Annotated in this window: 19 protein-coding genes; 10 read left to right on the top strand and 9 right to left on the bottom strand. The window is 74.1% G+C overall.

What is annotated here, in order from left to right:
* Positions 1-76: 76 nt before the first annotated feature.
* The gene (locus tag ABZ920_RS17770) at positions 77-1,474 is read left to right on the top strand and encodes a gluconate:H+ symporter (protein ID WP_361505172.1); all 1,398 of its coding nucleotides are present in this window, start codon (positions 77-79) and stop codon (positions 1,472-1,474) included.
* Positions 1,475-1,616: 142 nt separating this feature from the next.
* Here the strand turns inward: ABZ920_RS17770 and ABZ920_RS17765 are convergent, their stop codons facing one another.
* The 4 genes from ABZ920_RS17765 to ABZ920_RS17750 all read right to left on the bottom strand — a co-directional run bounded on the left by ABZ920_RS17765 (position 1,617) and on the right by ABZ920_RS17750 (position 5,754).
* A complete protein-coding gene (locus ABZ920_RS17765; protein WP_361505170.1) occupies positions 1,617-2,285 on the bottom strand; it encodes a cytochrome b/b6 domain-containing protein in 669 nt (222 codons plus the stop codon).
* A complete protein-coding gene (locus ABZ920_RS17760; protein WP_361505167.1) occupies positions 2,269-2,997 on the bottom strand; it encodes a molybdopterin-dependent oxidoreductase in 729 nt (242 codons plus the stop codon). The genes ABZ920_RS17765 and ABZ920_RS17760 overlap by 17 nt, the downstream gene beginning before the upstream one ends.
* Positions 2,998-3,137: 140 nt before the next feature.
* On the bottom strand, positions 3,138-4,694 hold the full coding sequence (locus ABZ920_RS17755) for an APC family permease (protein WP_361505165.1): 1,557 nt from the start codon (positions 4,692-4,694) through the stop codon (positions 3,138-3,140).
* 109 nt (positions 4,695-4,803) lie between these two features.
* Positions 4,804-5,754: a hypothetical protein gene (locus ABZ920_RS17750; protein WP_361505162.1), complete on the bottom strand. Its 951-nt coding sequence runs from the start codon at positions 5,752-5,754 to the stop codon at positions 4,804-4,806.
* Positions 5,755-6,210: 456 nt separating this feature from the next.
* Here ABZ920_RS17750 and ABZ920_RS17745 point away from each other — a divergent pair, with 456 nt between their 5' ends.
* Genes ABZ920_RS17745 through ABZ920_RS17730 form a run of 4 tightly spaced genes read left to right on the top strand, consistent with a single transcriptional unit; the run spans position 6,211 to position 8,435 of the window.
* Positions 6,211-7,110, top strand: coding sequence for a DMT family transporter (locus ABZ920_RS17745; RefSeq protein ID WP_361505159.1), 900 nt, complete (start codon positions 6,211-6,213; stop codon positions 7,108-7,110).
* Positions 7,111-7,145: 35 nt separating this feature from the next.
* Complete coding sequence (locus tag ABZ920_RS17740; protein WP_361505156.1) at positions 7,146-7,661, top strand: NUDIX domain-containing protein; 516 nt, start codon at positions 7,146-7,148, stop codon at positions 7,659-7,661.
* Between the two features lie 52 nt (positions 7,662-7,713).
* The gene (locus ABZ920_RS17735; protein WP_361505154.1) at positions 7,714-8,106 is read left to right on the top strand and encodes a DUF202 domain-containing protein; all 393 of its coding nucleotides are present in this window, start codon (positions 7,714-7,716) and stop codon (positions 8,104-8,106) included.
* On the top strand, positions 8,103-8,435 hold the full coding sequence (locus ABZ920_RS17730) for a DUF202 domain-containing protein (RefSeq protein ID WP_361505151.1): 333 nt from the start codon (positions 8,103-8,105) through the stop codon (positions 8,433-8,435). Before ABZ920_RS17735 ends, ABZ920_RS17730 begins: the two co-directional genes overlap by 4 nt.
* Positions 8,436-8,489: 54 nt before the next feature.
* Here the strand turns inward: ABZ920_RS17730 and ABZ920_RS17725 are convergent, their stop codons facing one another.
* Entirely contained in the window at positions 8,490-9,440 is a 951-nt protein-coding gene (locus tag ABZ920_RS17725) for an NADP-dependent oxidoreductase (RefSeq protein WP_361505148.1), read from the bottom strand.
* Between the two features lie 122 nt (positions 9,441-9,562).
* On the opposite strand from ABZ920_RS17725, the gene ABZ920_RS17720 reads away from it, so the two are divergent.
* The 3 genes from ABZ920_RS17720 to ABZ920_RS17710 all read left to right on the top strand — a co-directional run bounded on the left by ABZ920_RS17720 (position 9,563) and on the right by ABZ920_RS17710 (position 12,567).
* Positions 9,563-9,862 (top strand): hypothetical protein, encoded by a 300-nt coding sequence (locus ABZ920_RS17720; RefSeq protein WP_361505145.1) that lies wholly within the window; start codon positions 9,563-9,565, stop codon positions 9,860-9,862.
* Between the two features lie 450 nt (positions 9,863-10,312).
* Positions 10,313-11,347, top strand: a complete 1,035-nt coding sequence (locus ABZ920_RS17715; RefSeq protein WP_361505142.1) for a phosphotransferase family protein — start codon at positions 10,313-10,315, stop codon at positions 11,345-11,347.
* Positions 11,348-11,352: 5 nt separating this feature from the next.
* Positions 11,353-12,567 carry an acyl-CoA dehydrogenase family protein gene (locus ABZ920_RS17710; protein ID WP_361505139.1) on the top strand — a complete coding sequence of 405 codons (1,215 nt, stop codon included), beginning with the start codon at positions 11,353-11,355 and terminating at the stop codon, positions 12,565-12,567.
* Positions 12,568-12,685: 118 nt separating this feature from the next.
* Here ABZ920_RS17710 and ABZ920_RS17705 read toward each other — a convergent pair whose 3' ends face one another.
* The 3 genes from ABZ920_RS17705 to ABZ920_RS17695 all read right to left on the bottom strand — a co-directional run bounded on the left by ABZ920_RS17705 (position 12,686) and on the right by ABZ920_RS17695 (position 15,782).
* On the bottom strand, positions 12,686-13,279 hold the full coding sequence (locus ABZ920_RS17705; RefSeq protein WP_361505136.1) for a TetR/AcrR family transcriptional regulator: 594 nt from the start codon (positions 13,277-13,279) through the stop codon (positions 12,686-12,688).
* Positions 13,280-13,362: 83 nt separating this feature from the next.
* Positions 13,363-15,021, bottom strand: coding sequence for an AMP-binding protein (locus ABZ920_RS17700; RefSeq protein ID WP_361505133.1), 1,659 nt, complete (start codon positions 15,019-15,021; stop codon positions 13,363-13,365).
* Entirely contained in the window at positions 15,018-15,782 is a 765-nt protein-coding gene (locus ABZ920_RS17695) for an SDR family oxidoreductase (RefSeq protein ID WP_361505130.1), read from the bottom strand. The genes ABZ920_RS17700 and ABZ920_RS17695 overlap by 4 nt, the downstream gene beginning before the upstream one ends.
* A 441-nt stretch (positions 15,783-16,223) precedes the next feature.
* Between ABZ920_RS17695 and ABZ920_RS17690 the strand changes: the two genes are divergently transcribed.
* On the top strand, positions 16,224-17,492 hold the full coding sequence (locus tag ABZ920_RS17690; protein WP_361505127.1) for a DUF1343 domain-containing protein: 1,269 nt from the start codon (positions 16,224-16,226) through the stop codon (positions 17,490-17,492).
* Positions 17,493-17,583: 91 nt separating this feature from the next.
* Here ABZ920_RS17690 and ABZ920_RS17685 read toward each other — a convergent pair whose 3' ends face one another.
* Positions 17,584-20,385, bottom strand: a complete 2,802-nt coding sequence (locus ABZ920_RS17685; RefSeq protein ID WP_361505124.1) for a penicillin acylase family protein — start codon at positions 20,383-20,385, stop codon at positions 17,584-17,586.
* A 253-nt stretch (positions 20,386-20,638) separates the two neighbouring features.
* Between ABZ920_RS17685 and ABZ920_RS17680 the strand changes: the two genes are divergently transcribed.
* Positions 20,639-21,241 (top strand): hypothetical protein, encoded by a 603-nt coding sequence (locus ABZ920_RS17680; RefSeq protein ID WP_361505121.1) that lies wholly within the window; start codon positions 20,639-20,641, stop codon positions 21,239-21,241.
* Positions 21,242-21,329 lie beyond the last annotated feature (88 nt).

The raw sequence follows: 21,329 nt of genomic DNA, 5'->3' as shown, positions 1-21,329 counted from the left end.
GCCCGGCCGCGGCCCACGGCCCCGGTCCGGCACGGCCTTCGTCCCCAACCCACTTCACCAGCGAGGAAACTCCCCCGTGACCAGACTCAGCGTCGAGATGCTGGCAGCGGACCCCGTCCAGCCGATCACCTCGGCCGGCCACGCCCAGTTGGGCATCGCCGTCCTGGCGGGCATCGCCGTCATCGTCCTGCTCATCACCAAGTTCAAGCTGCACGCGTTCCTCGCGCTGACCATCGGGTCGCTGGCGCTCGGCGCGGTGGCGGGAGCGCCGCTCGACAAGGTGATCACCAGCTTCACCACCGGGCTCGGCGCCACGGTGGCGAGCGTCGGTGTCCTGATCGCTCTCGGAGCCGTCCTCGGCAAGCTGCTCGCCGACTCCGGCGGCGCGGACCAGATCGTCGACACGATCCTCGCCAAGGCGGGCGGCCGTGCGATGCCGTGGGCGATGGTGCTGATCGCCTCGGTGATCGGCCTGCCGCTGTTCTTCGAGGTCGGCATCGTGCTGCTGATCCCGGTCGTCCTGATGGTCGCCCGGCGCGGCAACTACTCCCTGATGCGCATCGGCATCCCGGCGCTGGCCGGCCTGTCCGTGATGCACGGCCTGATCCCGCCGCACCCCGGACCGCTGGTCGCGATCGACGCGGTCAAGGCGAACCTCGGCGTCACGCTGGCCTTCGGCATCCTCGTCGCCATCCCGACGGTGATCATCGCCGGCCCGGTGTTCTCCCGGTTCGCGGCCCGCTGGGTGGACGTCCCGGCCCCCGACCGCATGATCCCGCAGCGCCCTTCGGAGGACCTCGAGCGGCGCCCCGGCTTCGGTGCGACCCTGGCGACCGTGCTGCTGCCGGTGGTCCTGATGCTGCTCAAGGCGCTGGTCGACATCGTCGTGGACGACCCGGAGCAGCCGATCCAGCGTGTCTTCGACGTCGTCGGCTCCCCGCTGATCGCCCTGCTCGCCGCCGTGATCGTCGGCATCTTCACGCTGGGCCGGCCGGCCGGCCTCGGCAAGGAGCGGATATCGGGCCTGGTGGAGAAGGGGCTCGCCCCCATCGCGGGCATCCTGCTCATCGTCGGCGCGGGCGGCGGCTTCAAGCAGACGCTGATCGACTGCGGCGTGGGCCAGATGATCCTGGACATCTCCAAGGACTGGTCGATCCCGGCGCTGGTGCTCGCCTGGCTGATCGCCGTGGCGATCCGGCTCGCGACCGGCTCGGCGACCGTGGCGACCGTCTCGGCGGCCGGTCTGGTCGCACCGCTGGCGGCCGACATGTCGACGGCCCACACCTCCCTGCTGGTCCTGGCCATCGGTGCCGGCTCGCTGTTCTTCAGCCACGTCAACGACGCCGGCTTCTGGCTGGTGAAGGAGTACTTCGGCCTGAGCGTCGGCCAGACCGTCAAGACCTGGTCCGTCATGGAGACGATCATCTCGGTCGTCGCCGGCGCCCTGGTGCTGCTGCTCTCCCTGGTGGTCTAGACGCCGGCATGACGAGCGTGCTCTGAAGTCCGAAGAAGGAGGCGGCCGGGGTGCCGCGGACGCCGGTGGCGCCCGTGGCACCCCGGCCGCCGAGCCGTCGTCCGGCGCCGCGTCCGCGCCGGCGGCCCAACCGCCGGCGGCCCTACCGGAGCCCGGAACCCGGTTCCGGCTGCCGCGGCCGGTCCGCCGGGGGACGCCACAGCGGATGCTCGCGCCGGGCCCACTCCTCGCTCACCCAGCCGGTGCGCAGGCCGCGCCGGGCCTCCGGGTCGGCGGCGGCCATCCCGACGTGGCCCGCCAGGACGACGCCGAGGGTCAGCGCAAGCCAGTCGTGGACGAAGGTCGCGCCGGTGCGCCACGTCAGTGGGACGAGGTGGGTGAACCACATCATCAGTCCCGTGCCGAGCATGACGAGCGTCGCCCCGGCGGTCCAGGCCGCGTAGAGCTTCTGCCCCGCGTTGAACTTGCCGGCCGGCCGCGCGGAGGGCCGGGCGTCGCGGCGCACGGCGGCGCGCAGCCAGCGGCGGTCGTGCGGTCCGAAACGGTTCAGGCGGCCGAGGTCGGAGCGGAAGGACCGGGAGGCGAGGCCGGCCAGGACGGGCACGGGAAGCAGGCAGCCGCCCACCTCGTGGACACGGACGACCAGCTCGCGGCGGCCCACGAGCTCGGCGAGCTGAGGGACGTACAGGCAGGCCGCCGTCACCACGCACACGCCCGTCAGCGCGGCCGTCGTCCGGTGCACCCACCGTTCCGCCGGAGCGAACCGGCGCACCCGCGCGCCGGCCGGCGGGACCTCAGCCCGTGGGTTCATCGTCCCGCCCGTTCGAGCGGCCCACCCAGGCGTCGACGTCGTAGCCGCGCTGCTCCCAGTAGCCGGGTTCCACCTCGTCGGTGACGGTGATGCCGGACAGCCACTTGGCGGACTTGTAGAAGTACATGGGGGCCACGTACAGCCGGACCGGGCCGCCGTGCGCGTGCTCCAGGTCCCTGTCCCGCATGCGCAGCGCGACCAGCACGTCGGGGCGGCGGGCCTGCTCCAGCGTCAGACTCTCGGAGTACGTGCCGTCGAAGCAGGTGAGGCGCACGGCCCTCGCCGACGGCCGCACGCCCGCCGCGTCCAGCAGCCGGGACAGCCGTACGCCCTCGAAGGCCGTGCCGGGCACCCGCCACCCCGTGACGCACTGGACGTCGCGGACGACGCGGGTCTGCGGCAGCGCGCGCAGGGCGGGCAGCGTGTGGACGGCCGGGCGGTCGACCAGGCCGTCGACGGTCAGCCGGTAGCCGGCGGCGTCGCGGCGGGGCACGGAGGCGGCCACGGAGTAGTAGCGGAAACCGCCGCCGTTCGGGAGCAGTCCCGTCAGGCCGGTGGGATCCTTCTCGGACGCGGCGGCGAGGAACGCCTCCAGGCCGCGCTGCAGGGTGGGCGCGGCGGCCACCCCCAGGGCGCCGAGGCCGAGGGTGCCGAGCAGGACGCGGCGGCCGACGGGCCGGCCACCCTCCTCCTCGGTCGGTTCGGGGTTCACGTTCCCATTCGAGCACCCGGGGCCCCTGCGGGGCCAGGGAGCGCGGCGCTCGCCCGAACCCACGTCACCACCGCGGCGCTCGCCGGAGGTTTCCGCTCCCCGGAAGTCCGGAGGCCGCGCGGCGCGTGCCGGAGCGCCGGTCAGGACCCGGTTCCGGCCTCCTCGGCCGCCTTGTCCAGCTGGAACGCCTCGTTGCCGAGCCCGATGCGGGCGTGGGCGGCGGGCCGGCGGGCGCGCAGCACGGCGCCCTGGACCAGGCCGGCGACCAGCGCGAGGCCGATGACGCCGGGCAGCACCAGGCTGAGCGCCGAACCGGGACCGGCGCCGACCAGGACGTCGAAGTCCCGGACCGTGTAGCCGGCGATCACCAGCAGGGCGAGCCCGGCGACCGCGGAGGTGGCCAGCCGCCACGCCTGGGCGGCCGCGGCCCCGCGCCGGGCGAAGAAGACGATCACCGACAGGGAGGCCACCGCCATCAGCACGATCACGCCGAGGGCGCCCACGTTGCCGAACCAGGTGAACAGGTGCAGCACGGGCGCCGTCGGGTCGCCGGCCGGCTTGTCGTCCGTGACCGCGAAGGCGAGCACGATCACCAGGGAGACGGCGGTCTGCGCCAGCGAGCCGGTCGCGGGCGCGCCGCTGGTGCTGGAGGTGCGTCCGAACGCCGCGGGCAGCAGGCCCTCGCGGCCCATGGCGAAGGCGTACCGGGCGACGACGTTGTGGAAGCTGAGCAGGGCGGCGAACATGCCGGTCACGAACAGCACGTGCAGCACGTCCGTGAACGTCGCGCCGAGCCGGGACTCGGTCAGCGAGAACAGCAGCCCGGCGCTCTCCTTCCGCGCCGCGGCGACGATCGAGGAGGGGCCGGCGGCGACGGTGAGCGCCCAGCTGCTGAGCGCGAGGAAGACGGCGACGCCGGCGACCGCGAGGAACATCACCCGGGGCACCAGGACGTGGGGGCGGCTGGTCTCCTCCGCGTACACCGGGGCCTGCTCGAAGCCGAGGAAGGCCGCGATGCAGAAGCAGAGCGCGGTGCCGACCCCGGCGCCGCCGAGGGTGCCCGGGTCGAAGGCGTGCAGGGACAGGCCCTCCCCGGCGGGGTCGGCGACCGCGGCGACGTCGAAGACGACGACCAGGGCCACCTCGATGACCAGCAGCACCCCGAGCACCCGCGCGTTGACGTCGATCTTCAGCCAGCCGAGGAGGCCGACGACGGCCACGGCCAGCAGCGCGGGGATCCACCAGGCGACGGTCGCGTCGGCGTAGGTGGCCAGCAGGCCCGAGACCTCGAAGCCGAGGATGCCGTAGATGCCGGTCTGCAGGGCGTTGTAGGCGACGAGGGCGACCAGGGCGGCGCCGGCGCCGGCGGTGCCGCCGAGGCCGCGGGCGATGTAGGCGTAGAAGGCGCCCGCGTTGTGCACATGGCGGCTCATCTCGGCGTACCCGACGCTGAACAGGACGAGGACCACGCCGAGGACGACGAAGAGCAGGGGCTCTCCGACCACCCCCATCACCGCGAATGTGGTGGGCATGACACCCGCGACCACCATCAGGGGGGCGGTCGCGGCGAGCACGGAGAGCAGCAGGCCCCCCGTGCCCAGGCGGTCCGCGCGCAGCGCGCGCTCCTGTCCCTTGAAGGTGCTGATGCCGCCGCCGTCCGCGGTGGGCCTGGCGGTGCTCGAACTGCCCGTGGTCATCGGGGTCGTCCTCTCTGGCTGCCCGGTCTTCGGGGCTCGGGTGTCCTGTGTCGTGCCGGGTCGGGGGTGCCGGCTCCGCCGGTGGCGCGGGCCGGCCGGCGCGTGCCGGTCAGGGAGGGCCGAGGGCGGCGGCGCGGGCGGCGAGGAAGGCGGCGGACGGATCGCGGTCGGGGTACGACCACGGCACCGGCGTGGCGTGCTCCGCGATGCGGTGGAAGAGCGCGGCGGCCTCCGCGCCCCGCCCCTCGCAGCACTTGGCGTGCGCCAGGAAGTTGAGGTCGACCAGGCGCCGCGGGTGGCCCTCCTGCTCCCACTCCAGCCACCAGTCGAAGGCCGCCTTCATCACCTGCCGGGCCCGGCGGCCCACCCAGTGCCCGGAGGCGGCCGGGTCGGCGGACTCCTGCCCGGCCCCGGCCAGGACGCGGTAGCGCTCGGCGTGCGCGACCACGGGGAGCACGGCCAGCGGCGAGTCGGCGGGAGCCTGCTCGGCGGCCCAGTTGGCGAAGTCGTAGACCTCGTGCAGCGGGTCGGGGCCGGCGTCCGCGCGGCGCTCGGCGAGCCGGGCGACCATCAGATGGTGGGCGTGGTGGTGATCGGGGTGCCGGTACCGGACCTCGTCGAACAGGCGGACGACGTCCTCCTCGGCGCCCAGGGCGCGCTCCAGCAGGAGCAGACCCAGCCACGGGGTGGGGTCGGCGGGGATCAGCTCGGCGGCGGCCCGGCACGCCTGGCGGGCCTGGCCGGGTTTGTCCTTGCCGCGCAGCGCCCGGTGGACGAGGGCCAGGGCGAGCAGGACCGAGGCGTCGGCGGACTCGGGCTCGGCGAGCAGCCAGTCGCGGGCCCAGGCGGCGGCGTGGTTCTCCTGGGCGAGCACGGTGACGCGGTGCCCGCGCCGGTCCCAGTCGTCACCGGTGCGGGCGAGCAGCGCCCGGACGGCCTGCCACCGCCCCTGGGCCAGTGCGGCGCGCGCGGCGACGAGTTCGACGTCGTCGAGGGCGTCGTCGAAGGGGTGGGCCGCACGCTTGCGGCCGCGGCCGAGGGGTGGCGGGGGTGGGGACACCGCGGGACTTCCTCACGCGCTCTGGTCGTGGCTCGGTTCGCCTCCGGGGTGCCACGGCCCCCTTCGGCCCGGTGACCACGACTGCGCTGTCGTTCACCGGTCTGCGATCGACTGATCACGGAAAGCAAACCCGCAGCCAACGGTCCGCGTCAAGGGCCGACAGGCCGTTACACGCGTCAACTGGCGTGAACAAAGCGGTACTTGTGGCGAAGTCTACGCCGTGTCGCCGGGATCCGGCCCGCCGATCCGGCCGGTGGTGAGGCGTGGTGCCCTCCGGCCGGCGCCGAAGCGGTCCGAACGGCAAGAGCCGGCCCCGGCGGGTTCCGCGCGTGCCGTGCGCAGCGCCTCACCGGGCGCCGCCACGGCCGGGAGCGGTTCGCGCCCGGGCGGGTGCAGGGACGCTACAGTCGGCGCCTACGCACCCCGTGGCCCGGCCGGATGATCGAGGTACGCAGCGTGTCGGTTCTGGTCGTGATCCTCGCCGTGAGCGCCGCCTGCTGCATGGGCCTCGGCTTCGTGTACCAGCAGAACGCGGCCCGGCAGGCGCCGCTCGGCGACTTCCTCTCCCCCCGGCTGCTGCTGGATCTGGTGCGGGTGCCGCGCTGGCTCGGCGGCACGGGGCTGATGGTGGCCGGCATGGCCCTGGGCGCCGTCGCGCTGAGCCGGGGCGAGGTGTCGCTCGTGGAGCCGCTGCTGGCGACGAACCTCCTCTTCGCCCTGGCCCTGTCCCGCCGGCAGACCCGGCAGCCGCTGGGCGGCCGCGGCTGGACGGGCCTCGCGCTGCTGGCCGGCGGAGTGACCGCGTTCATCCTGGCGGGGCAGCCGCGGGCCGGCAGCGCCGTGACCAGTCCGCTGCGGCACTGGCTGATCATGGGGATGATGCTGGGCCTGGCCCTGCTGCTGACCGCCTGGGCCAAGCGGTCGCGGCTGAGCGGGGGCGCGGTGCCGGCGGCCCTCGCCGCCGGGCTGCTGTACGGCGTACAGGACGCGCTCACCCGGGTGAGCGGGCAGCGGTTCTCCGCAGGGGGCTGGAGCGGGCTGCTGACGTGCTGGCAGCCGTACGGCGTGCTGGTGCTCGGCGCCTGCGGGCTGCTCCTGGTCCAGAGCGCGTTCGAGGCGGCGCCGCTCCGGGTGTCGCTGCCCGCGCTGACCGCCGCCGAGCCGCTGGCCGGGATCGGCTGCGGGGTGGGCTTCCTCGGGGACCGGCTGCGCACCGGTGCCGGCGCACTGGCGTGGGAGGCGGCGGGCCTCGCGGCGGTCGTGGCCGGCATCGTCCTGCTGGGCGCGCACCCGGCGATGCCGGCCGGCTCGGCGGCCGCCGAGCCGTACCGGGACGAGGACCTGCAACCGCGCTGAAACGGGGCGCCGGCCGGCCTGCTTGGATGGGCGGCATGAGCGCCGCAGACGAGATCCTCGACATCGTCGACGAGCAGGACCGGGTCGTCGGGCAGTCCCCGCGCGGTGAGGCGTACGCCCGGGGCCTGCGCCACCGCTGCGTCTTCATCGAGGCGCGGGACGCCGGGGGCCGGGTCTTCGTCCACCGCCGCACGCCGGCCAAGCTGGTCTTCCCCTCCCTGTACGACATGTTCGTCGGCGGGGTCGTCGGGGCGGGCGAGTCCTACGACGACGCCGCCCTGCGTGAGGCCGAGGAGGAGCTCGGCGTGTCCGGGCTGCCCCGCCCCGAGTACCTCTTCAGGTTCCTGTACGACGACGGGGCCGGCCGGACCTGGTGGTCGGCCGTCTACCAGGTCCGCTGCGACCTGCCGGTGCGTCCCCAGGCCGAGGAGGTGGCCTGGCACGACTTCCTGCCGCCCGAGGAGGTGCAGCGGCGTCTGCGGGAGTGGGAGTGGGTGCCGGACGGGCTGGCGGCCTACGAGCGCCTGAGGGCGTACCGGTCGGCGGGCTGACGGCGCGCCCGCGCGCCGGGCGCCCGCGGGCGGGCTCGGTAAGGTCTCGCGCGTGATCGGTTTCGTACGGAACGCGCGGCTGTGGTTCGCTCCCGAGCAGATCCGGCAGGAGGGGCACACGCCCGACTACCGCTTCTCGCTCGCCAACGAGCGCACCTTCCTGGCCTGGTTGCGCACCGCCCTCGCCCTGATCGGCGGCGGTTTCGCCGTCGACCAGTTCCTGCCGCACCTGCGCTGGGCCTGGCGCGCCGGCCTGGCGCTCGGGCTGCTCACCGCGGGCGTGCTGTGCTCCCTGCGCGCGGTGAACCACTGGGTGCGCTGCGAGCGGGCGATGCGCCGCGGCGAGGACCTGCCCGTGTCGCGGTTCCCGGCCGTGCTGAGCGTCGTCGTGGCGGTCGTCGCCGTCGCCATGGTCGTCGTGGTGCTCGTCGGGTGGGAGGGGTGAGCGGGGGCGGGGACGCCGCGGACCGGGGCCGGGACCCCGGTCTCCAGCCGGAGCGGACCCGGCTGGCCTGGCGGCGTACGACGCTCACCTGCACGGTCGCCGCCGTCCTCGCCGTGCGGACGGCCCTGCACGACGGCCCGACCGCCGCGGGACTCCTCGTCTGCGCCCTGAGCTGTGTCCTCTGGGTCGGCTTCCTGATCCTCGCGCAGCACCGCATCCGCGCCCTGGCCGGGCCGCCGGTCCCCCGGACGCTGGCCCCGCCGCACGCGGCCGCGGCCACGCTGACCACGGCGGCCCTGGCCGTCTGCGCGGCCGGTCTGGTGCTGTAGGCCCACCGGCGTCGCGGGTCCCACCCTCCCCGCGGCCCCGACGGCGTGTCCCGCCTACCGGCCGCTCCCCGGTTCCGCCCCGTCCACCGTGACCACGACCTTCCCCCGGGTCCGCCCCTCCTGGTTCAGGCGGTGCGCGTCCGCCGTGCGTTCCAGCGGGAACGTCCTCGACACGTGCACGGTGACCACGCCCTGCTCCGCCAGTTGGGACAGCCGGAGCAGGTCCTCCGCGTCGGGGCGGACGAAGTAGTAGCGGCCGCCGTAGGCGACGACCTCAGGGTCCGCGATCGACACCAGGCGGCCCTCGGGCGCGAGCAGGTTCGCCGAGACCTTCGTCGTCTCGCCGCCGATCGTGTCGAACACCGCGTCGACGCCCTCGGGCGCGAGCCCGCGCACCCGTTCGGCCAGGCCCTCGCCGTAGGTCACCGGTTCGCCGCCCAGGGAGCGCACGAAGTCGTGGTTGCGCGCGCTCGCGGTGCCGATGACCCGGGCGCCCAGGTGGTGGGCGAGCTGGACGGCGACCGAGCCGACGCCGCCCGCGGCCGCGTGCACGAGGACGGTCTCGCCGCGCCTGACCCCGAGCGCCCTGGTGAGCACCTGGTAGGCGGTGAGTCCGGTCAGCGGCAGCCCGGCGGCCTCCTCGAAGGAGAGGTTGCGCGGCTTGCGGGCCAGCGTGCGCACCGGCGCGGCCACGTACTCGGCGAAGGTGCCGCGGGAGAGGAAGTCCTCGCGGACGTAGCCGATGACCTCGTCGCCCGCGGCGAACTCCGTGACGGACGTCCCCGGCCGCACCACCACGCCGGCCACGTCCCAGCCGGGGATCACCGGGAAGACGGCGTCGAGGATGCCGTCGAGATGGCCCTCCCGGCACTTCCAGTCGACCGGGTTCACAGCCGCCGCGCGCACCCTCACGAGGACCGCGTCGGGTCCGACCTTGGGGTCGCGCACCTCCCCGTACGCGAGCACTTCGGGACCGCCGTACCGGCTGTAGCTGATGCCCTTCATGCCACCGACCCTCCGGGGTACCCGGGCGCCACGCAACCGGAATGCCCGGATACGCACCCGGCGCGTGGCAGCCTGTCCGTTGTCCGCGCCCTCGCGCCCACCGCACCCCCGAGGTGAGCACCATGACCGCCCTTCACCAGGAACACGCGCCTCACGACACGCACGCCCACGGCCCGGGCTGCGGGCACACGGAGGTGCCGCACGGCGACCACGTCGACTACGCGCACGACGGCCACCTGCACCGCGAGCACGCCGGGCACTGGGACGAGTGCGAGCCCGGCGGGCACACCGTGCACGAGGGCCACGACCACCGGCACGGCGAGGACTGCGGCCACCAGCGCGTCCGGCACGGCGACCACGTCGACTACCTGCACGACGGCCACCGGCACGCCGAGCACGACGGGCACTGGGACGACCACTAGTTCCGCGCCAGGCAACGCTTGCCCGTCAAGCAGCGGCGTCCGGTGCCTGCTCTCGGCGTGTCGGCCGGACGCCCTCGTAGTGGCTGCACCGGGCGTTCGGCCGGTGCGGCGAAGGGGGTCCCCCCGTCCCAGCCGCGCGAAGCCGGTTCGAGGACGGGGGCGCGTGCCGGGCGCCGCGACGGGGCGAACGTTGCCTGTCCCGGCCCCGGACATCGCCGCCCGCCGGCCCCGTTGAGGCCCGCCCCCGGCCGCCATCCGACAGCTCCCCGGCACAGCAGGCGGGGAGCTGTCGCCTGCCGGGACACCGGGGCCCCGGCAGCGGCCACCACCGCCGTCGCGCTCCCGTGGGCCCCTCGTGGCCCCGATCACGTTCGGTCCGCCCACTGGACGACATACCGACCGGTCGGCATCATGGTCGGGTCCCGTTCTTCACCGCCCGGAGGAGCCACGATGAGCCCCGACCACCCGCCCGGACTCGACCTCGACCGGCTGCGCGGCCTGCTCGACCGCGAGCGGCCCGGCCTGGCCCAGGGCCCCCTGACCGGCCGGCTGATCGAGGGCGGACGGTCGAACCTCACCTACGAGGTCTCGGACGGCACCTCCCGGTGGGTGGTACGGCGCCCGCCGCTCGGCCACGTCCTCGCCACCGCGCACGACATGCGGCGCGAGTACCGGGTGATCGACGCGCTGCACCCGACGAACGTACCGGTGCCGCGTCCGGTGCTGCTGTGCGAGGACGAGGACGTGCTCGGAGCACCGTTCTACGTCATGGAGTTCGTGGCCGGTACCCCGTACCGCACCGCCGAACAGCTCGCTGCGCTCGGCCCGGAGCGCACCCGGGGCGCGGTGCTGTCCCTGGTGGACACCCTGGTCGAGCTGCACGCGGTCGACGCCGGCGAGGTCGGGCTCGCCGACTTCGGGCGCCCCGAGGGCTTCCTGGACCGTCAGCTGCGCCGCTGGGGCAAGCAGCTCGACGCCTCCCGCAACCGGGAGCTGGCCGGCATCGACGAGCTGCACGCGGCGCTCGGCCGCGCCCTGCCCGCCTCCCCGGCGCCCACCGTCGTGCACGGCGACTACCGGCTGGACAACGTCCTGATCGGCGAGGGCGACCGGATCAAGGCGATCCTCGACTGGGAGATGTCCACGCTCGGCGACCCGCTGACCGACCTGGGCCTGCTGGTGATGTACAGCACGCCGCTGGGCCTGCCCCGCTCCCCCGTCTCCACCACCGCCCAGGCGGCCGGCCACCCCGCGCCCGCCGAGCTGATCGAGCGGTACGCCGCGCGCTCGGGGCGCGACGTCTCGGCCGTCTCCTGGTACACGGCGTTCGCCTGGTTCAAGCTGGCCGTGATCCTGGAGGGCATCCACTACCGGTACACGCTCGGCCAGACGGTCGGCCGCGGTTTCGACCGCATCGGCGGCCTCGTCCCGGTCTTCATCGAGCACGGCCTCACCACGCTGCACGACGGCCTCCAGGAGGGCTGATCCGTATGGACTTCACGTTCGACGCGCGCACCGAGGAGCTGCGCGCCCGGCTCACCGCCTTCATGGAGGAGTACGTCTACCCGGCCGAGCCGGTCGCGCACGAGCAGCGCGCGCGGCTCGCGTCGCCGTGGGACACCCCGCCGGTCGTCGAGGAGCTGAAGGCCGAGGCACGCCGGCAGGGGCTGTGGAACCTGTTCCTGCCCGACGCCGAGTACGGGGCCGGGCTCACCAACCTGCAGTACGCCCCGCTCGCGGAGATCACCGGCCGCAGCCCGCAGCTGGCGCCCACGGTCACGAACTGCGCGGCCCCCGACACCGGCAACATGGAGGTGCTGGCCCAGTTCGGCGACGAGCGGCAGCGCAAGCAGTGGCTGGAGCCGCTGCTCGCCGGTGAGATCCGCTCGGCGTTCGCGATGACCGAGCCGGAGGTGGCCTCCTCGGACGCCACGAACATCACCACCCACATCGAACGGGACGGCGACGAGTACGTCGTCACCGGCCGCAAGTGGTACATCTCCGGGGCGATGGACCCGAACTGCAGCATCTTCATCGTGATGGGCAAGACGGACCCGGACGGGCCGGACATCCGCCGCCAGCAGTCCATGGTGCTGGTCCCGCGCGACACCCCGGGCGTCACGGTCCGCCGCGCCATGCAGGTCTTCGGGTACGAGGACCACTACCACGGCGGCCACGCGGAGGTGGTCTTCGACCACGCCCGGGTGCCGGTGGCGAACCTCATCGGCGAGGAGGGCGGCGGCTTCGCCATCGCCCAGGCCCGCCTCGGCCCGGGCCGCATCCACCACTGCATGCGCCTGATCGGGATGGCGGAGCGGGCGATCGAGCTGATGTGCCGCCGTGCCACCTCGCGCACGGCCTTCGGCAAGGCGCTGGCGCAGCAGGGCGTGGTCCAGAACTGGATCGCGGACGCGCGCGTGACGGTCGAGCAGCTGCGGCTGCTGGTGCTGAAGACGGCCTGGCTGATGGACACCGTGGGCAACAGGGGCGCCCACACCGAGATCCAGTCCATCAAGATCGCCACGCCCCGCGCGGTGGTCGGCATCCTCGACCGGGCGATCCAGCTGCACGGCGCGGGCGGCGTCAGCCAGGACTTCCCGCTGGCCGAGCTCTACGCCGCCGCCCGCACCCTGATGCTCGCCGACGGCCCGGACGAGGTGCACCAGCGCTCACTGGCGCGGCGGGAGCTGAAGAAGTACCTCTGACGGTCCCGTCATCGCGCCGGCACACGGCCGGGCCCCCGCCGCGCTGTGGATGCTGTGTGCGGCGGGGGCCCGGCCGTGCTTGCTCGGGGCCGGCCGCGGCGCGGCGGCGCCGGGCGGCTCAGGGACGCAGGGCCCGCAGCAGCAGGTCGGCGAGGTGGTCGGCGACCTCCTGCGGGCTGAGCGGGCCGTCGGGCCGGTACCAGGTCGACAGGTGGTGCACCGACCCGAAGTGGTAGTCGACCACCAGGTCGGCGGGGGTCTCCTTGGAGAAGACGCCGGCCTGCTGGCCCTCCTCGATGAGCGCGCGGAAGCGTTCGTGGTAGCGCCGGCGCTCGGCGCGCACCTGCTTGTTCTTCTCCGGGCTGAGGTGGTGCATGGAGCGGAAGAAGATCGACGCGTCGTCGAGGTTGTCGATCGTCGTGACCACGACGTCCGCGGCGGCGTCCCGGACGCGCTTGTCGATCGGCTCGTCCGCGTTGGCGAAGGCGTCGAGCCGCTCCTGCTGCACGCGCAGCACGCGCGCGTACACCTCGTGCAGGAGGTCGTCCTTGGAGCCGAAGTAGTGGTACAGCGCGCCCTTGGTGACGCCCGCCGCCTCGACGATCTCCTGCACGGAGGTCCGGTCGTACCCCTGCTCGGCGAAGAGCCGGGTGGCGGCGGCCAGGAGCCGCTGCGGCACAGGAGTCCCGTCACCGTCCGTCGTCCTGGGCACTGCCGCCACCTGCCTTTCCGTGGTACTGCCGACTGTCCTGACCCCCGTGGGTGCTGTCCGCCTCCAAGGCGCGCCCCCGAGGCTCACTCCCGGCGGGAACGAAGTTCCCGCCGGAGGATCTTCCCACTCGCCGTCTTGGGCAAGTCCGGCAGGATCTCCACCTGCCGCGGGTACTTGTAGGCGGCCAGTCTCTCCTTGCAGTACGCGGCGAGTGCGTCCGGGTCCGTCTCGGCGCCCGGGCGGAGGCTGATGTAGGCCTTGACGGTCTCCCCCCGGTAGCCGTCGGGCACCCCGACGACGGCCGCCTCGCGGACCGCCGGGTGCGTGTAGAGCACGTCCTCGACCTCGCGCGGCCAGACCTTGAAGCCGGAGGCGTTGATCATGTCCTTCTTGCGGTCGACGACGTACAGCCAGCCCTGCTCGTCCATGAACCCGATGTCGCCGGTGCGCAGCTCGCCGTCCGGGAAGGTCGCGGCGGTGGCATCGGGGCGCCGCCAGTAGCCGGGGACGACCTGCGGGCCGCGGACGACGATCTCGCCCTGCTCGCCGAAGGGCACCTCCGCGCCGGCGTCGTCGACGATCCGTACGACCGTGTCGGGTCCGGGCACCCCGACGGCCAGCGTGCCCGAGACCGGGTCCACGGGGGCCTCCCGGTGGGGCGGCACGGAGGCGCAGGGCGCGGTGCACTCGGTGAGCCCGTAGCCGTTGCGGATGTACGGGCCGAAGCCGGCGCGGAACTTCTCCACCAGTGCGGGCGGCAGCGGCGCGCCGCCGGAGGAGATGACGCGGAAGGAGGCGAAGTGGTCCGGGGTGACGGCTGGGTGGGCGGCCAGCGCCATGAACGCGGTCGAGGGGCCGACGGTGTAGTGCGGCCGGTGCTCGGCGAAGGCGTCCAGGACCACGCCGGCCTCGAAGCGGTACGCCAGCACGAGCGTGCCGGCGCTGTTCAGGCAGGCGCCGAACTGGCAGACCATGCCGGTGATGTGGAACAGCGGCGCCATCGCGAAGTAGACGGGCGCCTCGGGCAGGCCGAGGCCGGTCCGCTGGCGCTCGGCGTTGTGCATGATGTTGCCGTGGGTGTTGGTGGCTCCCTTGGGGGTGCCGCTGGTGCCCGAGGTGTAGCTGATCAGGGCGATGTCGGCCGGCGCGGGGTCGCGGTCCGCGGGCGCCCGGTGGCCCTGCCGGGCGACGGCCACCAGGTCGTCGGCGTCGGGGGCCTGCGGCAGCCGTTCGAAGGTGAGCACCCGAGCGTCGTCGCGGGTCTGGAAGTCCCGCTCGCAGGCGGTGAGCACGACACGCACCGGGGAGCCCTCGGCCGTGTCGCGCAGGTAGGACTCCCAGGCCCGGTCGGAGCAGACGAGCGCGGCCACCTCGCCGTCCTTCAGGACGTGGGCGACCTCCCCCGACTTGTACATCGGATTGACGGGGACGACGGTCGCGCCGGCCTTCCAGGCGCCGAAGACCGCGAGCACGAAGTGCGGGGAGTTCTGCAGCAGGACGGCGACCCGGTCGCCGCGCCGCAGGCCGCGCGCGGCGAGGTGGCCGGCGACGGAGTCGCTGAGCTCGTCGGCCTCCCGGTAGGTCAGGCGGGCGTCGAAGTAGGCGAGGAAGGTGCGGTCCGGGGCCTCGGCGACCGCGCGGCGCAGGGCGTGCACCAGGGAGTCTGCCGGGTCGACCGGAGCGCGCTGGGCCTCGTCGAGGAGGTCCAGCCAGGGCTTGGCGGCGTAGCGGGAGGCGGTCACCGGTTCTCCTCCCAGGTGCGCTGGAGGTGGTTCATGCCGGACAGCCAGCGGTCGGGGTCGGCGGCGCGGGCCTGGTGGTACCCGGCGACCTCGGGGTGCGGCAGGATCAGGAAGCGGTCCTCCTCGATGCCCCGGAAGAGGGCCTCGGCCACGTCCTCGGCGTCGATCGCGGTGGGCTGCAGGACGAGTTCGCCGGCGCTTCCGGAGGCGGTCAGCATGTCGGTGCGCACTCCCTGGGGGCAGATGGCGTGCACCTTGATCCCGCGGTGGCGGTACGTCAGCGACAGCCACTCGGCGAAGGCCAGGGCGCCATGCTTGGTGACGCTGTACGGGGCGGCGCCGATCATGGTGAGCAGCCCGGCGGCGGAGACGGTGGAGACGAAACGGCCGCTGCCGCGCTCCAGCCAGCCGGGGAGCAGCGCCCGGGCCGCGCGTACGTGGGCCATGACGTTGACGTCCCAGGCGAGCGCCCAGACGTCCTCTCCGGCCGCTTCCGAACCGGCGGAGGCCACGCCCGCGTTGGCGCAGTAGACGTCGACCGTGCCGCCCAGCGCGTCACGGGCCTCGGCGACGATCGCGGAGGCGTCGCCCGGCACCGCGACACCGCCGATCTCCGCGGCGACCTCCTTGGCCCGTTCGGCGTCGAGGTCGTTGACCACGACCCGGGCGCCCTCGGCGGCGAACCGGCGGGCCAGCGCGGCTCCGATGCCGCCTCCCGCCCCGGTGACCACCACTCCCGCATCCTGCACGGCTTGCACCATCGGTCTCCTTCGACACGGCGTCACGGCGCCCGACGCGTCGGCATCGGCGGCTCTGCTGCGGCGCCAGACTAACCGGTCGGTATGTCGCGGCGGAAGAGGCGGCACGCACGGACGGCGCGCGCGGGCGCCCGCGCGCCGCGCTCCTTAGCCGCGGAGCGCGCCCGGATCCGCCCGCCCCGCCGGACCCGGCCGGGCCGGGCCACGCCGGACCGGACCGCCGGGGAAGCGGGGGCGCCCGGCCGGCGCAGGCGGGCGGGCGGCGTGTGCCCGGGCCAGGGAGCGCTGCCGGCACGGCGGGAGTCCTCCGTCCGGGTCGGGTCCGCGCCCGTGGGTGAGGAGAACGCCGCAGACGGCTGTGCGGCACCGCGGTTCTGCGGCAGGATCCGCCGGGACAGGCCCAAGTGCGTGGGCATGACACCCGCCGATCACGGAGGTCACCGCATGAAGCTGTCCAGACGAAGTCTGCTCGCCGGCACGGCCGCGGTCGCGGCGACGGGGACGCAGGCGGCCTCCGCGCACGCGGCCCCCGACGGCGGACGGCGGCTGCGCACCGGTTTCGACCGGCTGGCCGCCGACGGCTACGCCGTGCTCGACGGGCAGCGGGTCGGCGTCGTGACCAACCCCACCGGCGTCACCGGCGGCGGCAGCGCGCGCGGGAGCGGGGCGGTGCGGCACATCGTCGACGTCATGCACGCCGACCGCCGCGTGGACCTGGTCGCGGTCTTCGGGCCCGAGCACGGCTTCCGCGGCACCGCGCAGGCGGGCGGCTCCGAGGGCCGCTACGACGACCCGGCGACCGGCCTGCCCGTCCACGACACCTACCTCAAGAGCGGGCAGCCGCTGGCGGACGTCTTCACCGCGTCCGGCGTGGACACCGTCGTCTTCGACATCCAGGACGTGGGCGCGCGCTTCTACACGTACATCTGGACGCTGTTCGACTGCATGGAGGCGGCCGCGCTCGCGGGCAAGCGGTTCGTCGTCCTGGACCGGCCCAACCCGGTCACCGGGCGGCAGGCCCTGGGACCGGTGCTGCACAAGGAGTTCGCGACCTTCGTCGGACGGCGGCCGATCGCCCAGGCGCACGGGATGACGGTCGCGGAGCTGGCGCGGCTGTTCAACGGGGAGTTCCTGACCGCCCCGGTGCCGCTGGAGACCGTGCTCATGACGGGGTGGCGGCGGTCGGACTTCTACGACGCCTCCGGGCTGCCGTGGGTGCCGCCCAGCCCGAACATGCCGACGCCCGACACGGCCCTGGTGTACTCGGGCACCTGCCTGTTCGAGGGCACCAACCTGTCGGAGGGGCGCGGCACCACCCGCCCGTTCGAACTGCTCGGCGCCGAGGGCGTGGACGGCCGGTGGGCGGCCGCGGCGGAGGAACTCGGCCTGCCGGGAGTCCACTTCAGGGAGGCCTACTTCGCCCCCACGTCCTCCAAGTTCCAGGGGAAGACCGTGGGCGGGGTGCAGGTCCACGTGCACGACCGGGCGGCGTTCGACCCCGTGCGCACCGGCGTCGGGCTGCTGGTGACCGCCAAGCGGGTGTGGAGCGGCTTCGCCTGGCGCTCCGACCAGTGGATCGACAAGCTCACCGGTTCCTCGCGCGTGCGGACCATGATCGACGCCGGGGCGGACCCGGACGAGGTGGTGGCGGGGTGGCAGGAGGAGCTGGCGGCCTTCCGCAGGACGCGCGGGAGGTATCTCCTCTACCGGTGAGCCTCGCGTGCCCCCGCGCGGAGGACGACGGCGCCGCGGGACGGCGGCGGGCCGGTTCACGGCCCGCCGCCGCGCGGTGGTCACGCGGTGGTCACCGGTGGGACGTGAACTCCACCACCTGCTGGTAGGTGGGCCGGTTCTGCCAGCTGATCCGGCCGTGCCCGATGCCGCCCAGGGCGCGCTGGACGATCGCGTCGACGCACCACTGGTCGCCCGCGCCGCACTGGTCGTCGCCGGGGTAGACCTGGGCCGCCGTCCTGCCGGCCGCCTCCTTCAGGGTGGCGAGGAGGACGTCCCGGCAGGCGCCGAGGTCGCCCCCGCCGCAGTAGGTGCGGGCCAGCGGCCCCTTCACCGGCTCGCCCAGCACCGCCCGGATGTCCTTGTCGACGTAACTCCACCAGCCGTACTGGAAGGCGCTGCCGGCGTGTGCTCCGGTCGGGCCGTGCCCGGCCGACGGGGACTCGTCGACGGGCAGGTTGGCGCCGAAGGCGGTGTACAGGTCGCTCCCGAGCCCGGGAGCGAACTCGGCCCGCACGAGCAGCGGCCACCAGGCGTCCAGGATCCTGATCGCGTCGGCGTGGGCGTACTTCCTGGACCCGGCCGAGGTCTCCGTGCGCAGGGCGCCCGCCGACACCCACGCGGAGAGCCTGCCCACCGCGGCCGCGGCCGCGGGGTCGGTCACCGGCGCGCTGTCGATCACCTTGAGCAGCCCCGGCAGCACGTCCTCGGCCCGCAGATCGGCCTGGCCCGCCTCGGCCATCGCCTTCACCAGCGCGGACCGGGTCACCCCGCCGGCCGCCACCAGCCGGCCCACCCGGTCGTCGAGCAGGTCACCGCGGTGCACCGACCCCTCACCCCAGGGCGCGGCCGCGTAGTCCTCGGCCTGCTTGTTGTTCCAGGAGATGTAGTAGTCCTGGTCCACCGAGGCGGGGTGGGCTGACGGGGGCGTGAGGTCGGCGGTGTTCGACGCCGGGTCCCAGTTCCGCCACTCGTACGCCTCCTGGGCCCAGACCGGGAACTCGGCGTCGACGCCGCTCGCCCGCACCGGGTTGGCGCCGCTGTTGTAGTACGCGGTGTGCTCGGAATCGGCGTAGAACCAGTTGAACGTGTAGTCGATGTGCTGCGCGGCGGTCTGGAAGTCGCGCGGGCCCTTGACGTAGCCGGGGTCGTTCAGCATCTGGAAGCCGATGATGGAGTCGACCTCGTGCAGGAACGACGAACGCAGCGTGGTGTAGGCGACCTTCTTGCCGCCGACGGTGGCGCGGTACGCGACGGGACCGTACTTCGTGCGCCAGACCCGCATCGTGTAGGAGCCGGCCGGCGTCGCGTCGGCGGTCGTCGGTGACCAGGCGTTCTTCCGCTCCACCTGCTCCATGGCCGTACAGGTGCCGTGGTACAGGTAGTGGTGGTCGTCCTGGCACAGCTCGACGGCGTAGGTGTCGATGACGTCCTGGCCGGAGGTCGTGGCGCTCCACGCGTAGTCCTGCCCGCGGCCCAGTTCGACGTACATGCTCAGGCCCGCGAAGGAGGCGCCGCGGGCGCTGATGCCCGGGCCCTGGATCTCCTGGAGCATGAGCAGCTGGGGCGCGAAGTAGCCGGTCTGCGGGCCGAAGACGGCGATCGGGTGGCCGGAGGCGGTGCGGCTGCCGCTGACCACCAGGGCGTTGGACATGCCGCGCCTGGCGGAGGACAGGGCCGCCTTCGCCGCGGCCCGGGAGGTGGCGGCGGCGCCTGCGGCGGCCGCGCTGCCGCTGCGGTCGAACACGAGCGGCTCCTCCGCCACCGACCCGGTGTCGGGCAGCGCTCCGCCGCGCGCGCTGCCGGGCTTCGTCGCGTACGGGAAGCTCTGGCCGTCGTGGAGGGTGAGGACGGCCTCGGGGTCGTTGCGCATGCGGAAGGACTCCCAGACCTCGGTGCCCTCGCGCACGCCGTACCTGGCCTGTGCGGCCAGCAGCGACAGGGCGTTGTTCACCTCGCCCCCGCCGCCCGAGCCGAACAGCGCGCCGACGACGGAGGCGAGGGCGACCAGGTCGGTGACCTTGAAGTGCTCGATGGTGCCGGCGTTGGTGAGCGCGTCCTTGTGCCCGGTCAGCACGTACTCGCCGGGGAAGTAGCGGCCGCTGTCGGAGGCGTCGATGTAGGCGTTGATGCCGTCGAGGTAGGCGTTGACGTCGGCGAGGGCCTGCGTGCCGCGGTCGCCGGCGGAGGCCACCGCGCTGTCGATCTGCGCCTGCAGGTCGGACTCGGTGTAGGGCGCGCTGCGCCAGAACTGCTGCTCCAGACCCTGGTTGGCGGCCGCGCCGCCCGCGAAGGAGGTCAACTGGCCGCGTCCCACGTGCCGGAAGACGTCCATCAGCCACAGCCGGTCCTGGGCGGCGGCGTACCCGGCGCCGAACTCGGTGCCGTACCGGGTGGTGCCCGTGATGTGCGGCACGCCGGTCCTGCGGTCGCGGACGATTGTGACGTCGCCGCGGCCGGCGGGCCTCTCGGTGGAGGCGGCCTGGCCCGAGGGCACGCCGAACGAGGCGTCGTTGAAGAAGCTGTTGACGGTCGCGTCGGTGAGCGCGGGGTAGCCCTTGGCGAGGGCGGCGTAGGGGCCGAGCTGGTCCTCGGCGTGCGCCGGCTGCGTGCCGAAGGCCTGGTTCAGCAGGATCTGGGCGAGGGTGGCGTTGCCGTTCTCGCCGGGCGGCAGGATGTCCGAGCACCGGCCGCCGCAGTGGTCCTCGGGTGCGGCCGCCGGCGCCGTGCCGGCGGTCCCGGCGGCGGCCGCCGGGGAAAACGGCGACAAAAGACCGGCTATGAGGACGCATACGGACGCCGTCTTCAGGAACCCGGTGAATCTGTGGGGAGTTCTCACTCCGTCGAGCGCGTTGCGTGGGGTGCGCCGTGACATGGCAGCTCCTCCCGGACGGGGACGGGGCGGGACGCTACCGCCGGTATCCCCCGAGTTGGAAGGTGAACATGCGTCAGTTCTACGGAGCGACCGGGTGCGGGTCACCGCGCCCGGGTTCATGGGGGACATCGGAAAACGGAGGGAGCCGAATCGCGTGTCGACACGTCTACTCGGCGACGTCCGTACGACGACTCCGTACGACGACGCCGAAGTGACCGAAGTACAGGTGCAGGTGTGACGGAGGTGCAGGGCGATGGCCGGTTTCCGGAGTCTGGCGAGACAGGTGAGGGATCCGCGGTGCGATCTGGCGCTGCGGCGCTACTCACTGCGCAAGTGCCTTGAGCGGTTCGCCCCTTACGGGCACAGGGCGACCTGGGACCATCTGTGCTCCCGGTGGGGCTTCGCCCCGGAGGACCGCTCCCCCGATCCGGCGCGGCTCGTGGCCGCGCTGGAGGAGCTGGAGGAGGCGCGCACGGTCTGGCTGGCCTACGAGGTGGAGTTCGCCGAGCGACGCAGGAAGGAGAAGCACGACGGGCTGCGCAGGCCCGGCAGTGTGGACGACTGGCACCGGCTGACCTGGGGCGGTTTCGGTGTGGCCTGGTGCGACAACCCGCGGGTGCACCCGCGCGAGCCGCTGGCCGAGGTGCTGCGCCGGCTGATCGCCGCGCTGGAGCGCGAACCGGGCTCGGGCTGCCCGGTGTGCGGCGCGGAACGCCTGGTGTGGCGGTACGGCCTGGATCACGAGCCCTCGCAGGGCCCCGTCTGCGCGGACTGCGGCATCCTGGTGCCGCGTCACGTGCTGACTCCCGAGGCCGTGCGCTCGGCCCGCCGGGGACCGCTGCTGATGTCGGCCTGAACGAGACCGTCCGGGGGGTGCGCCGGGGGTACCGCACCCCCCTCCGGTCCGGCCGGAGGGCCCGTCCGCCGGCCGCGGCCGGTGTCGG

The sequence above is a fragment of the Streptomyces sp. NPDC046831 genome (genome assembly GCF_040645305.1).
Classification (GTDB): Bacteria; Actinomycetota; Actinomycetes; order Streptomycetales; family Streptomycetaceae; genus Streptomyces.
Note: the sequence above shows the minus strand (reverse complement) of the source record. Positions and strands in the feature narration are given on the sequence as shown.